Origin of the sequence: Pseudomonas chlororaphis subsp. piscium (assembly GCF_003850345.1) — a bacterium.
Taxonomy (GTDB): domain Bacteria; phylum Pseudomonadota; class Gammaproteobacteria; order Pseudomonadales; family Pseudomonadaceae; genus Aquipseudomonas; species Aquipseudomonas piscium.
In genome coordinates this window covers 4,769,203-4,782,630 of record NZ_CP027707.1, presented here as the reverse complement: position 1 = coordinate 4,782,630, position 13,428 = coordinate 4,769,203, and the positions used below count along the sequence as shown (strand labels likewise).

The following is a 13,428-nucleotide window of genomic DNA, read 5'->3' as shown; positions in this document are numbered from 1 at the left end:
GTCAGGGCGATCAGCGCGCTTGCAGCGTGCCGAACGCCCCGCGCTGGTAGGCCTCGACGGCCGCGGCCAGCGCCTCTTGCGAGGCCAGGGCCAGCGGCCCCTGCCAATACACCGGTTGCCCCAGGGGGCGACCGGAAAACAGCACCGCCTTGGCCGGCCCCTGGTCCGCCCGCAGGCTGAGCTGGCGTTCCTCGGGCTGCGGCGGGCTCACCGGCAGCCGGGCTTGCATCAGGTCGAAGGGCTGGCCATCGACCGACAGCTCGCCGTCGATCGGCATCACGAAGGCGCCATGGCCCGCCGCGATCGGCACCCTCACCTGCGCCCCCGGCTCCAGGGAGATGTCCAGCAAGCTGACCTCGGTGGGCAGCGACAGTGGTGAGCGGACATCCCTGAAGCCGCCCAGCGGCACCCGGACTTTCACCCCTGGCAGCTGCACCACCGGCACGTCCTGGGCTTCGAGGCTGAAGACGAAGGGTGCCGCGCCCTGCAAGGGCTGCGGAAGGTTGATGAACACCTGCAGCATGTGCACGGTCTTGCCCGTCTCGGCGGGCACTTCCTCATGCACCACGCCTGTGCCCGCCGCGGTCCAGTGCAGGCCACCGGGCTGGATCAGGTTGCGGTTGCCCAGGGAGTCGCGGTTGTCGATCCCGGTCTCGGAGTCGAGAAACAGGTAGGACACCGCGGAAAAACCGGCATGGGGATGCGGCGGGAAGGTCGGCCCGCTGGTCCAGGCATGGTCGACCACGAGGAAGGGGTCGATGGCCGTGATGGGCTGGCCACCGCGCAGGGTGAAGGCCCGGAAGTGGCTGCCGTGGTTCATCCGCTGCAGGTGTGCGATGTGGGTCATGGCGGTGTCCTCAGGCACCCAGGCTCGGGTAGTCGATATAGCCTTGCGCGCCCGGGCTGTAGAAGGTCTCCTTGTGCGGCGCATTCAACTCGGCGCCCAGGCGGAAACGCTCGGGCAGGTCCGGGTTGGCGAGGAAGGCCGCGCCAAATACCACGGCATCGGCCCGGCCATCGGCGAGCAGCGCTTCGGCGGCTTGCTGGTCGAGCCCGCCACCGATCAGGTAGCGGCCGTCGAACAGCGGGCGCAGCAGGGCGTGGTAGTCGAGGCTGGCGCCGAACAGGGCCACGTGCAGGTAGGCCAGGTCGAGCCCGCGCAACTGCTCCACCAGGTAGCGGTAGGTCTGCTGCGGGTTGGCGTCGGTGATGTCGTTGAAGTTCATTTCCGGCGAGATCTTCAGGCCGACCCGGTCACCGCCGATTTCCGCGGTGAGCGCCGCCAGTACCTCAAGGACAAAACGCGCGCGGTTCTCCACCGAGCCGCCGTAGGCATCGTTGCGCTGGTTGCTGCCGGACGAGAGGAACTGTTCCGGCAGATAACCCGAGGCGGCATGCAGCTCGACCCCGTCGAAACCGGCCTCGATGGCCAGGTGCGCGGCCTGCCGGTAGCCCGCGACCACCATGGCGATTTCTTCCACGCTCAGGGCATGGGGGGTGACGAAATCCTGCAGGCCGGTCGCGGTCCAGGTCTGGCCTGCCGGTTTGATCGCCGAGGGGGCCAGGGGCAGGACGCCCTCAGGCAGCAGCGAAGGGTGAGAGATGCGGCCGCAGTGCATCAGTTGCATGAAGATCTTCCCGCCGCGGGCGTGCACCGCCGCGGTGACCTGCTTCCACGCGGCCACCTGCGCCGCGGTTTCGATCCCCGGGGTACGCACATAGCCCTGGCCCAGAGCGGCGGGGAACACACCCTCGGAAATGATCAGGCCGGCGCCGGCACGCTGGGCGTAATAGGTCACCGCCAACTCGCTGGGCACCCCGGCGTCATCGGCGCGGGAACGGGTCATCGGCGCCATGACCAGGCGGTTGGACAAATGCTGGCGACCTAGTTGGACGGGGGTAAAAAGCGAATTCATGGCAGTGCTCCTCAATTGGCGATGTGGTTATCATTAATCAATCCAGAGGCGGGATAAATCCGCCTAAATTGAAATGACTGATCCACTGATGGAGCAATCGGCGTGGAATTGCTGAACGATATGGCGCTGTTCGTCGAGGTGGTGAAGGCGCGCAGTTTCCGCCGCGCGGCGGAAGCGATGGAGATGCCGAACTCGACCTTGTCGCGGCGCATCAGCGGCCTGGAAAAGGCCATCGGCCTGCGGCTGCTGCACCGCACCACGCGCAAGATCGAACTGACCGAGGCGGGGCAGCTGTACTTCGATCGCTGCAAGCGCATCGTCGAGGAGGCCCGGCTCGCCCACGAGCAGTTGGGGGAAATGCTGGCGCGGCCCAGCGGCCTGTTGCGGGCATCGCTGCCGGTGGATTTCGCCACTATCTACTTGGCGCCGCTGATCGCCGAGTTCGCCGGCCGTTACCCGGGCATCAGCTTCGATTTCGACCTGACGCCGCGCCAGGTCGACCTGATCAGCGAGCCGGTCGACCTGGTCATTCGCATGGGCGAGCCGCCAAGCTCGAACCTGATTGCACGCAAGCTTGCCAGCCTGCCGCGTTATCTGTACGCCTCACCGGCTTATCTGGAACGTTTCGGCGAACCGGTTCATCCGAGGGACCTGGCGGGGCATGAATGCCTGCGCCTGCGCTCGCCCAAAGCCGACAACTGGACGCTGTCCCGCCCTGGCGAAACGCTGGAGGTCGAGGTGGGCGGGCGCTTCCAGCTCAACAGCGTGGGCCTGATCCGTCGCCTGGCGACGCTCGACCTGGGCATCGCCGTGCTGGCGCAAGGCATAGTCGCCGAGGAATTGGCCAATGGCAACTTGCGCAGGGTGATGCCGCAGTGGCAAGCCAGCCCCATCCCGGTCTACGCCCTCACCGAAACCCGCCTGCTGCCGGCGAAGACCCAGCGCTTTATCGAGTTTCTGCGGGAGCGGCTGGAGGACGGGTGATCGATTCGGCTCGTGCCTGGGGCCCTCAGGATCGATCACTGCCGGGTGGACGATACCTCTGTCAGATAGCCCATGTAGCCCTGGGAGAAGTCCAAGTAGGCCCGCACGATGGCCGACGGGTGACGATGGGACGGGTAGAGCAGATTGATTTGCTGCTCCGGCAAGGGATGGTCGGGTAGCAGCGCCAGCAGCCGGCCTTCGCGGATGGCGCGTGCCGCGAGGAAGGGCGGCAGCTCGGTCACCAGGTCACCGGCCAGCGCGCGGCTGCGCAGGTGTGCATAGTCGTTGGTGGCGAGCATGGCCCTGGGCCTGAAGGCCACCTCTCCCAACTGCCAGGTCCCAGGGCTGCCCTGGCTCCAGACGCCGCAGGGGTAAGCGTTCAGCGCCTCGACGCTGCTGGGCGAGCCCAGCCGTTCAAGCAACGCCGGGCTGGCTACCAGCAGGTGGCGATAGCTCAGCAGGCGGCGGGCGACCATGGTCTCGTGGGTAATCGCGCCGACCCGCAGCGCCACATCCACACCGTCTTCGATCAGGTCGATGCGCCGCTCCGTGGTATGCACACTGACCTCGACCTGCGGGTAGCGGCGCTGGAACGCCGACAGCACATCCCACCAGGGTTCGAACGAGGGCGGCAACGACAGCCGCAAGCGGCCCTTCAACAGCGCCTGATCGCTGATCACCGCCTGTTCGCCCTCGACCAATGCCTCGATGCCGCGGCTGGCGTGTTCGTACAGGCGCGCGCCCGAGTCGGTGAGCTTGGTGCCCCGTACCGAGCGTTCGAGCAGTTGTACCTTCAGCTGTTGTTCGAGTTCGCGAATACGCCGGCTCAAGGTCGGCAGGGGAATCTCCAGGCGCTCGGCGGCAGCGGAAAGGCTGCCGGTCTGCGCCACGCTGACAAACATCCGGATGGCGTTGAAGTCCATGATTGATCCTCTCATTAGTGAGAGGAAGCCTATCTGTTGTGTGGATTATCTTCCAGTTTCGATTGATGGATAGTGAAGCCACTTGCCCAGGCGGCAATGGCTTCAACCCACAACGTACTTGAGGAACTCCACCATGAAAGCTTATGTGATCGAACAGACCGGCGGCCCGGAAGTCCTGCAACTGCGGGATATCCCACCCCCCGCGCCGACAGCCGACGAAGTGCTGATTCGCGTCCGCGCCTTTGGCCTCAACCGCGCCGAAACCTATCTGCGCGCTGGCAAGATGGGCGCCATCAGTGCACCTCGGGTGCCGGGCATCGAGGCGGTAGGCGAAGTCATCCAGGACCCCTCGGGCCTGCTGCGCACTGGCCAGCGAGTGGTCACGGCCATGGGTGGCATGCAGTTCACCCGTAACGGCAGCTACGCCGAGCAGGTGACGGTGCTGCGCAACAATGTGATCGCGCTGGACGACACTTCGCTGTCCTGGGAACAGCTGGCCACGCTGCCCGAGGCGTACCTCACGGTATGGGGCGCGCTGGACAAGAGCCTGGGCATCCAGAAGGGCCAGACCTTGCTGGTACGGGGCGGCACTTCATCGGTGGGCCTGGCCGCCATCACCTATGCCAAGGCTCGCGGATTGAAGGTCATCGCGACCACCCGCAACCCTGAAAACAGCCAGCGCCTCTACCAGGCAGGGGCCGATGCAGTGGTGGTCGACAACGGCGACATTGCCCCGCGCATTCGCGAAATCGCGCCCGATGGGGTCGATGCCGCCCTGGAAATCGTGGGCGCGCCCACCCTGCGGGACACGCTCAAGACCCTGCGCCCCTTCGGCGCGGTGAGCGTGATCGGACTGCTCGGCGGTGCCCCCATCCTGGAGCAATTCCACCTGATGCAGGACCTGCCCGCGGGTGTGCGGCTGAACTTCTTCCCGAGCGGCTTGTTCGGGACGCCGGCCTTGCCCCTGCAGGACACGCCACTGCCCTGGCTGGCCAAGGAACTCGCCGCCAAGCGCATACCGTCGATCCATACCCGAACCTTCGCCTTTGACGAAGTCCGCGAGGCGCACCGCTTGATGGAAAGCGATCGTGCACTGGGCAAGCTCGTCGTGGTGCTTTGATCTCAAGGAGAACAGCATGCGTATCCCATTGATCACACTGATGCTCGGCAGCCTGTTGCTGCCCCTGGCGGCCCAGGCCGCCAAGCCGGGCGCCGAAGCGGGGGTGACCGCGGCGGTCACCCAGCAACTCAAGCGTTATGAAACGGCGCTGAACACCTCCGACCTCGACCAGGTCATGACCCTGTATGCCGGCGATGCGGTGTTCATGCCGCAGAACAGCCCGCCGGCCGTAGGCCGTGACGCGGTACGCGCGGCGTACCGGCAGGTCTTCGACCTGATCAGGCTGAATGTGCGTTTCACCGTCGATGAGATCCAACCGCTGTCACGGGATTGGGCGTTTGCTCGGACCCGTTCCAACGGAACGGTCAAGCTGCTGAAGGGCGATCAGCCTGCCAGCGCCGAAGGCAACCAGGAGGTTTTCCTGTTGCATCGAGAAAGCGATGGCCAATGGCGTTTTGCACGCTACATTTTCTCGACCACCCAGCCACGCAGGTAGATGAAGGAAGTAGAGGCGCTGTCCTGGAACGAGCTACGGATGGATCACGGTTTTCAGGCGCGCCTTCAACGGGGCGGGAGTGGAGCTTGTCATGCTCCGATCCCGCCCCTTTTTAGTTACCCGCCGATTATTTACCCGCCACCAATGCCGGAGTCCGCGGCGGAATCAAGCGTTTGCTGCCGGTGGACTCGTAGGCTGCCGCCAGGCGCAGCAGGTTCGAGTCGTCGTAGGCGCGGCCGGCGAAGGTCAGGCCGATGGGCATGCCGATGTCCGGCATGACGCCCATCGGTACGGTGACCGTGGGCACGCCCAGGTGGCGGATAGCGAGGTTGCCGTTGGCCACCCAGATGCCGTTGCTCCAGGCGATATCCGCCGACGCGGGGTCGACATCGGCATTGGCCGGGCCGACGTCGGCCACGGTCGGGAAGATCACCGCATCGAGTCCCAGCTTGTCCATCCAGTCCTCGAGGTCGAGCTTGCGGGTTTTCTCCAGGCCGCGCAGGCCGTCGGGCACGGTGCTGATCTGATCCCAGGGAGTGATGCCGCGCTCGGCCATCTTCACGTACTCGTCCATGCCAGCAGCCAGGTCGCCTTCGCGGTTGGGCAGGGTGCCCGGGTCGTGAGGGAAAATCAGCGGGCCGTCGACGTCCACCAGGCGATTGAGTTGCGGGTCGCCGTTGGCCCGCAGGAAGTCATCGAAGGCCCAGGCGGTCAGGTCCCATAACTCGTGGTGCAGGAACTCCTTGGACACCAGGCCGCGGTTGAACACCGTCGGCGCGCCGGGGCGGTCGCCCTCGCAATTGGACACCAGGGGGAAATCCACTTCGAGCACTTCGGCGCCCGCGGCTTCGAGCGCCTGGCGCGCCTGCTGCCAGAGGCCGATCACCGAAGGGCGGGTGTCGATGCGTTGCCCGGTCGGGCCACCGATCCCCGGCGCTTCGCTGGTGCCTGCCTCAGGGTCGGCGTTGATGTACATGCGCGGCACGCCGAAGCGCTTGCCGGCCAGGGCGCTGCCGGTGGCGGCCAGTTCCTGATAGGACGCCGGGCGCACCGAGGCCACGCTGGGAATCGGCACCCAGGGTTGCAGGCGCCACAGATCGCCACGGGTGTCCGGGTCTTCGGCGACCACCACGTCGAGCACTTCGAGCAGGTCGGCCATGGTCCGGGCATAGGGCACCACCACGTCCATGGTCGGGGTCAGCGGCCAGTTGCCGCGCACCGAGATCACCCCGCGCGAAGGGGTGTAGGCACACAAACCATTGTTCGAGGCCGGGCCGCGGCCGCTCGACCAGGTTTCTTCCGCCAGGCCGAAGGCGGCGAAGCTGGCGGCGGTGGCGCTACCCGCACCGTTCGACGAACCCGAGGCGAAGGGCGCGGTGAGGTAGTCGGCGTTGTACGGGCTTTCCGCGCGGCCATAGACCCCGCGCTGCATGCCGCCGTTGGCCATGGGCGGCATATTGGTCTTGCCCAGGCAGATCGCCCCGGCGGCGCGCAGCCGTTCGATGGTGAAGGCATCGCGATAGGCGATCAGGTTGGCGAAGGCGGGGCTGCCGGAAGCCGCGGTGAGGCCCTTGACCAGATAGCTGTCCTTGGCCGTGTAGGGTATGCCATCGAGCGGACCCAGGGTTTCGCCCTTGGCCCGGCGGGTGTCGGAGGCCTGGGCTTCCTTGAGCGCGTCGGGGTTGCGCACCACTACCGCGTTGAGGGCGGTGGGGGTGTCGGGGCCGTCGTAGGCATCGATCCTGGCCAGATAGGCCTGGACCAGTTCGACCGCCGTGGTCTGGCCAGATTCGAGCGCGGCGCGCAGTTGGGCAATGGAAACCTCGGTGACTTCGATCATGCTGTTACCGCCGGCGGCTGATGGGTGATGTGGTGAAGGTTGCCATCACACTGGCGCTGGGGTTTGGGCGGCTTGGGCACATCGCTTATCTCACAATGGGTGTTCATATCGGTTCTCGTTGCGCGGCACGACGCGACTGGGGCTGGGCTACAACCTGAGCGGGGTATTTTGCACCAAGTTGCCGGCGGGGGAATCGCTAAACGCGTCGCCGTCGTTGTTGGCTGCTGATCGGCAGCTGGCGCCCGTTGTATAGCGGTTGCCAGGTATCGGCGGTTTTTACCTCAGTCCCGGCCTAAAAAGTAAGTAGCTGTTTTAAAAACAAATTTATGCATCTTGGTCTTCACAGACGCAGAAAAAGTTGATAAATTTCCGCGCGTTCTTGCAGAGGCCCCCACGGGGCTTGCAGTGAAAGCAAGCAACACCAGAGATAGGGGCGTCGCCAAGCGGTAAGGCAGCAGGTTTTGATCCTGCCATGCGTTGGTTCGAATCCAGCCGCCCCTGCCATCTCTTACCCATCCAGGTACCCCTCGGCCGCCAGGCATGAGGCGAGTCCTACCGAAACACCCATCCTTCTGTTTTATCAAACGCTCCCGTAATGCCCCGGTATCCGTGTGGATGCTCAAGCGGCCCGTTTTCCTGTGCCCGGAATATCCCCATCGACTCGCCCTTGTCCGACGGCTAGCGAAACCGCTGTGGGATGGCCTCGGCAAAGGGGTAATGGACAAAGTAGGGCCGGGCTTCGTCGATGACCCGCTGGAACGACGGCCGCTGTACCAGCCGCTCGAAATAGGCGCTCAGGTGGCGATGATCATCGGCAAAGGCCACCAGCGTACTGGCATAGAACAAGGCCGGGGCGGCGGCGCAGTCGGCCAGGCTGAAGTCTTGGCTGGCCACCCAGATCCTCAAGGCCAGGCGCTGCTCGAGCATGGCATACGCGCTCAGCAGGGCCGCGCGTTCCCTGCTCAGGTCGCCGTGGGTGCCATACAGGCGATCGGCGACTATCCGCTGCATCGGCCCCTGGACGTGGCAATCGAAAAAACGGTCCCACAGCCGGACTTCCAGCGCACTGTCCCAATCCTCGGGAATCAATGGCTGCTCGCCCCTATAAAACCGATCCAGATACTCGATGATCACGCTCGATTCCGGCACATCGCGCTGCCGGGCGTGGTCGCGGATGACCGGGAACTTGCCCAGCGCCCACAGGCTTTGCAGCTCGGCCCGGTCGGCGTCGTTGGCGAGATCGATGATGCGCTTTTCAAAGGCGATGCCGTGTTCGTACAGGGCGATCAGCACCTTGTGGCAGAACGACGATAGGGGATGGAAATACAGGGTCAGCGGCATTTTCCGGTTCCTCGGTGAGGTGTGGAGTGCACGACTTACAAAGCAGGAAACCCACACAGTATCGGCCTGCCTGGGCGGCCACGCGCTGGCAGGCGACGAGCCGGGCTACAGCCCCCCTGAATATTTCACCGCCGCCGCGGCCCGCGACGGCACGTTGAGGATGCGCAGCAGCGAAGACACATGGATGCGCACGGTGAAGGGCGAAATCTTCAGTTCGCGGGCGATTTCCTTGTTGGTCTTGCCCTGGGCGATCAGGCGCAGCACCTCGAGCTGGCGCGTGGTCAGGGTGGCGCCGGTGCCCAGGGGCAGCAGGCCGGAAGGGGCGAACTTGACCAGCACCTCGCCTTCGCGAATGGCCAGGACGGCCTGGCCGATCTCGTCCGGGGCGATGTTCTTGCCGATAAAACCGTCGACGCCGGCGGCCATGACCTCGCCGATCAGCGCCTGGTCATCGACCATCGACACCACGATCAGGGTGGTGCGCGGCAGTTGCTTGCGCAGCTCAGCCAGTTGGCTGACGCAGGTCAGGCCTGGAAAACGCAGGTCGAGGATCAGCGTGTCCAGTTCGTCGCCGGCCTGGGTCAGGGTGAGTACGGTGTCCAGGTCGCCGGCCTGCTCGATCAGCGCATCCGGCAGCAGGCGCTGGACCGTGCGCAACATGCCTTCGCGAAACAGCGGGTGATCGTCGGCTATGATGATCCGACATGCCATGGGGTGACCCTCCTTGGGTCGAGCTTTCCTTGAGGCATGCTACTTTAGCAGCGGGCCAGGTAACTGCCTGTGGTTCGTGCTGGGTATGACGACTACTGCACAAGGATGTTCCCCATGAAGTTCGAGAAAAACACCGAACTCGACCAGGCCAACCTGCGCACCATCGTGGGCAGCTGCGCTTTGGCCTATATCAGCGTACTGGGTTTCCTGCCCGGGCAGCGGGTCGATACCTACCTGCCAATCGTGATCTACATCGTCCTGTTCCTGCTGCTGTCGATTGTCCTGCGCCAGGCCATCGTGCGCTGGCCCGGGCATTATCCGGCGCGGCGGGTGCTGGGCATGGTCTATGACTACACCGGCACTTCGTTCGGCCTGGTGGTCGGCGGGGAAGCAGCGTTGCCGCTGTACGCGGTGATGGTCTGGGTCAACCTGGGCAACGGCATGCGCTTTGGTTCGCGTTACCTGGCGATCGCCACGGTCCTGGCGTTGCTGGCGCTGCTGGCCATCTATCGCCTGACGCCGCTGTGGCAGGCGCAACCCTTCATGGTGCTGATGCTGTTGATCACCAGCACGGTGATCCCGATCTACGCCCATATATTGCTGGAACGCACGCGCAAGGCTTCGGAAGAGGCGATTGCCGCCAACCTGGAAAAGTCGCGGTTTCTCGCCCAGGCCAGCCACGATCTGCGCCAGCCGATCCACTCCATCGGCCTGTTCACCGCCTGCCTGCGCGAGGCGCGCCTGGGCGACGAGGAGCGGCGCCTGGTGGACAACATCGACCGCTCGCTGCTCAACGTCTCGCAGCTGTTCCGCTCGATTCTCGACCTCTACACCCTGGACAACGGCAGGGTGCAGCCGAGCTTCCAGACCCTGCACCTGGGCGAATTCCTCGCCGACCAGGTGCGGCAGAACGCCGAGGCCGCGCGCTGGGCCGGGGTCGAGCTGCGCCTGCGCCCCTGTGCGCACTGGGTCCGGGCGGACCCGGCGCTGCTCGCCACCATGGTCCAGAACGTGCTGTCCAACTGCTTCAAATACGCGGCCCAGCGCCCGGTGTTGATCGGCGTGCGCAAGCGTGGCGCGGGGCTGGCCATCGTCATCTATGACCGGGGCCGGGGAATTGCCGAGGAACACCTGCCGAACCTGTTCGAGGAGTTCTATCGGGTGCGCGAGCTACGGGACAAGGACGTCGAAGGCGTGGGCCTGGGCTTGTCCATCGTCAAGCGCCTGGGGCAGTTGATGGGGCTCGAGGTGGCGATCCGTTCGCGGCTTGGCCACGGCACCGCGGTGAGCCTGTACGGGTTGCCGGTGGCGCCACCGCAGTTGCAAGTAGGCCGCCACGACGATGCGCGGCAGGCTGGGCTGCTGACCGGCTTGAAGGTGTGCCTGGTGGAGGATGATCGCAATGTGCTGCTGGCCACTTCGGCCTTGCTCGAGCGCTGGGGGTGTGTGGTCCAGGCCGAGCTTTGCGGCCGGGACCTGGTCAGCGACTGCGACGTCATCGTCGCCGACTATGACCTGGGCAACCACACCACGGGCATCGAATGCATCGACAGCCTGCGCCAGCAACGCGGCTGGGCGGTGCCGGCGCTGATCCTCACCGGGCATGAGGTCGAGAAGATCCAGGCCGCGTTGCACGACCGCAATATCGCCATCCTGTCCAAGCCGGTGCGGCCGGCCGAACTGCGCGGCAGCTTGCGCGCGCTGCGCCAGCATTCTGCGTCGGCATCGGTGGCGGGGGTCATGCCCGAGGCGTGACAGGACGGTTCAGCGAGCAGCGGCCACTCCCCGTGCCAAGGTAAGGGGAATGGCCGAAGGCGCGGGGCTTAGCGCTTGCAGAGGAAGTCTTGGGTCACGGTGGTTTGCAGGCAGTTGTACTGGCCCATGGTCCGGCAGACGGACTTTTCCGAACCCGATTGTTCCGCGTGCTTGAAACCCCAGACCTGGCAACGTGCCGTGGCCACGGCCAGGCCCTGGGCGACATCGCTTTGGCCGTTTTCGAACTGGCCCTGTTCATAGGAAATCTGCACCACGCCATCGGTCTTGCTGCCTCCGGTGGCTTCCCATTGTTTTGGGGTGGCACAACCTGCCAGGACCAGCGTGGCGAGGGCAAGAGTTGTCATTGAAGTGAGTTTCATGGGGCTTCTTCCTTGGTGTTGTTCTTTTTTACACACAACTATCCCTCGCGCCGCAAAACCGCGGCGCTGGGGAACACTGGGGGTTGCCGGGGAATATAGCGCCGAGGGGCAGGGTGGTCGATTAGCACGAATGTGCTAGGGCGGTGATTCGCGAACTACTGTGAAAGGCACCGAGAATCAGAGCTCAGCCCCGTGCCGGGCTTTACGTGTCCCAGGTGCATTGCTGAACATGAAGACTTCTACTCGAGATGGGTCGCTGTACCCAAGCTCAAGTGCCACCTGCTCGGTGATGCGCAGGTATTCGAGGTATTGAGAGGGCGTTGGAGCGTATCGGTAAGCGGCCATATCCGCTGTCAGGGATGCATATTCCTGTGGCCTTGTCCGAGTGAGGTACTTATGTATTCTCGAGTCGTATATCTGTGCCCTATGGCCTTCACAGGTCGTGATACCGCCAAAGTGCAGCAACTTGGTGGTGATGCCGTTCTTGACGTTGGGCAGTGAGTTGACTCGCTCGTATAGCTCGTTGCTCAAGGTGGCGCCTGGGCCAATCTGCTCGAGGATGAACGGGATAGCGTTCAGTGCGTGTTGAAGCGTTCTGCCACCCGGCAGCCCGCCACGCGGGAAGCCCCAGGCGATAGCGCTCAGGGCTCCCAGATGGGGATCCTGCTGGAATGCAGTGAACACATCCGCTCTGCTCAGGGTGACTGCCTTGGCACCATCGAATACAGGTTGGAAGGCCGCGCCATAACGTTCGAAGCTCGACCATTTCATGCCGATGGACTGTCGCTGGGGGTCGATAGTCTGGGTGCCGCGGAGCAAGTCGACCAGGCTGACAGGGGTGGCGGCCGTCGTGGCTATTTTCGTGTTCACAAGAGTCATTCCAGTGGTAGTGAAATCGTTGAAGCGTTTTTTACCGCGAGCCTTCCTGCAAGCCTATGGTGGGCATTGGCGCAAAGCGCTCGATGACGGCCTTGGGTCATCCGTCCCTATGCTTTTTACCTCACTCTCCACATACCTCCCGCACACATCCACGCAACCAGCGATGCGCCGGGTCGCTGTTCATTCGCGGGTGCCAGAGCATGGACAGGGTGATTTCCGGCGTCGCCACCGGCAGGGCGAAGCTGTGCAGGCCGCTGCGCAGGTTGTGGGTGTGGCGCTCGGGGACGGCGGCGATCAGGTCCGAGGCGCGGACCAGGGCCAGGGCGGCGGAGAAGCCGCCAACGACGGTAGCGATGTCACGCTTCAGGCCAACAGCCTGCAATGCGTCGTCCACCAGCCCGCGGTCGAGGCCCTGGCGCGATACCAGCACATGCTCGCCGGCGGCGTAACGGGCGGCGCTGATCGGCCCGCTGCTCAGCGGATGGCCGTTGCGCACCACGCCGATAAAACGATCGCGGAACAGCGCGCGGGTGTGGATTTCCGGGCTGGCGTTGGCGTCCACCACGCCGGTGTCGAGGTCGACCGTACCGTCGCGCAGGGGCGTGCTGTCCTTGCTGGTTTTCTGCATGAAATGCAGGCGTACCCCAGGGGCTTCGGTGCGCAGGCGGGCGACCAGGGCCGGGCCGAAGTTCTCGACGAAACCGTCGCTGCTGCGCAGGGTGAAGGTACGCACCAGGCGCTGCAGGTCGAGCCGTTCGACGGGGCGCAGCATGGCTTCGGCGTCCTGCACCAGATGGCCGACCCGCTCGCGCAACTCCAGGGCGCGCGGGGTCGGCACCAGGCCGCGGCCGGCGCGCACCAGCAGCGGGTCGCCGGTGGTTTCGCGCAGGCGCGCCAGGGCCCGGCTCATCGCCGACGGGCTCAGCCGCAGGCGCTGGGCGGCACGCGCCACGCTGCCTTCGGCGAGCAGCACGTCGAGGGTGATCAGCAGATTGAGATCGGGTGTGGACATGGCGGTGGCCCCGTCTGGCATAAAAGTGAGATGGCGTCAGACGCACGAATAACCTGCAAAGGCTGCGCCTT

General features: G+C 64.9%; 13 protein-coding genes and 1 tRNA gene. 5 read left to right on the top strand and 9 right to left on the bottom strand.

Features of this window, described 5'->3' with window-relative positions; all coding sequences use genetic code 11:
* Positions 1–10: 10 nt before the first annotated feature.
* Together C4K38_RS21500 and C4K38_RS21495 are read right to left on the bottom strand one after the other, a co-directional pair.
* Positions 11–847: a pirin family protein gene (locus C4K38_RS21500; protein WP_053280102.1), complete on the bottom strand. Its 837-nt coding sequence runs from the start codon at positions 845–847 to the stop codon at positions 11–13.
* Positions 848–857: 10 nt separating this feature from the next.
* Entirely contained in the window at positions 858–1,916 is a 1,059-nt protein-coding gene (locus C4K38_RS21495; RefSeq protein ID WP_053280101.1) for an alkene reductase, read from the bottom strand.
* Between the two features lie 102 nt (positions 1,917–2,018).
* Between C4K38_RS21495 and C4K38_RS21490 the strand changes: the two genes are divergently transcribed.
* Positions 2,019–2,900, top strand: coding sequence for a LysR family transcriptional regulator (locus C4K38_RS21490; RefSeq protein ID WP_053280100.1), 882 nt, complete (start codon positions 2,019–2,021; stop codon positions 2,898–2,900).
* Positions 2,901–2,935: 35 nt separating this feature from the next.
* Here the strand turns inward: C4K38_RS21490 and C4K38_RS21485 are convergent, their stop codons facing one another.
* A complete protein-coding gene (locus tag C4K38_RS21485) occupies positions 2,936–3,823 on the bottom strand; it encodes a LysR family transcriptional regulator (protein WP_053280099.1) in 888 nt (295 codons plus the stop codon).
* Between the two features lie 133 nt (positions 3,824–3,956).
* Between C4K38_RS21485 and C4K38_RS21480 the strand changes: the two genes are divergently transcribed.
* Together C4K38_RS21480 and C4K38_RS21475 are read left to right on the top strand one after the other, a co-directional pair.
* Positions 3,957–4,943 carry a zinc-binding alcohol dehydrogenase family protein gene (locus C4K38_RS21480; protein WP_053280098.1) on the top strand — a complete coding sequence of 329 codons (987 nt, stop codon included), beginning with the start codon at positions 3,957–3,959 and terminating at the stop codon, positions 4,941–4,943.
* A gap of 16 nt (positions 4,944–4,959) precedes the next feature.
* Complete coding sequence (locus C4K38_RS21475; RefSeq protein WP_053280097.1) at positions 4,960–5,439, top strand: YybH family protein; 480 nt, start codon at positions 4,960–4,962, stop codon at positions 5,437–5,439.
* 127 nt (positions 5,440–5,566) lie between these two features.
* Here C4K38_RS21475 and C4K38_RS21470 read toward each other — a convergent pair whose 3' ends face one another.
* Entirely contained in the window at positions 5,567–7,279 is a 1,713-nt protein-coding gene (locus tag C4K38_RS21470; protein ID WP_053280096.1) for an amidase, read from the bottom strand.
* Between the two features lie 429 nt (positions 7,280–7,708).
* Between C4K38_RS21470 and C4K38_RS21465 the strand changes: the two genes are divergently transcribed.
* A tRNA-Gln gene (locus tag C4K38_RS21465) sits at positions 7,709–7,783 on the top strand.
* A 174-nt stretch (positions 7,784–7,957) separates the two neighbouring features.
* On the opposite strand, the gene C4K38_RS21460 is transcribed toward C4K38_RS21465, so the two are convergent.
* Together C4K38_RS21460 and C4K38_RS21455 are read right to left on the bottom strand one after the other, a co-directional pair.
* The gene (locus tag C4K38_RS21460) at positions 7,958–8,620 is read right to left on the bottom strand and encodes a glutathione S-transferase family protein (protein ID WP_053280095.1); all 663 of its coding nucleotides are present in this window, start codon (positions 8,618–8,620) and stop codon (positions 7,958–7,960) included.
* Positions 8,621–8,725: 105 nt separating this feature from the next.
* Positions 8,726–9,331: a LuxR C-terminal-related transcriptional regulator gene (locus tag C4K38_RS21455; protein WP_053280094.1), complete on the bottom strand. Its 606-nt coding sequence runs from the start codon at positions 9,329–9,331 to the stop codon at positions 8,726–8,728.
* A 114-nt stretch (positions 9,332–9,445) separates the two neighbouring features.
* Between C4K38_RS21455 and C4K38_RS21450 the strand changes: the two genes are divergently transcribed.
* Positions 9,446–11,086 (top strand): ATP-binding response regulator, encoded by a 1,641-nt coding sequence (locus C4K38_RS21450; protein ID WP_053280093.1) that lies wholly within the window; start codon positions 9,446–9,448, stop codon positions 11,084–11,086.
* Positions 11,087–11,154: 68 nt separating this feature from the next.
* Here the strand turns inward: C4K38_RS21450 and yecR are convergent, their stop codons facing one another.
* The 3 genes from yecR to C4K38_RS21435 form a co-directional block, all read right to left on the bottom strand.
* Positions 11,155–11,466: a YecR family lipoprotein gene (gene yecR, locus C4K38_RS21445; protein WP_053280092.1), complete on the bottom strand. Its 312-nt coding sequence runs from the start codon at positions 11,464–11,466 to the stop codon at positions 11,155–11,157.
* A 177-nt stretch (positions 11,467–11,643) separates the two neighbouring features.
* Positions 11,644–12,345: an 8-oxoguanine DNA glycosylase OGG fold protein gene (locus C4K38_RS21440; protein ID WP_053280091.1), complete on the bottom strand. Its 702-nt coding sequence runs from the start codon at positions 12,343–12,345 to the stop codon at positions 11,644–11,646.
* Between the two features lie 121 nt (positions 12,346–12,466).
* Positions 12,467–13,357: a LysR family transcriptional regulator gene (locus tag C4K38_RS21435; RefSeq protein ID WP_053280212.1), complete on the bottom strand. Its 891-nt coding sequence runs from the start codon at positions 13,355–13,357 to the stop codon at positions 12,467–12,469.
* Between the last annotated feature and the right edge of the window lie 71 nt (positions 13,358–13,428).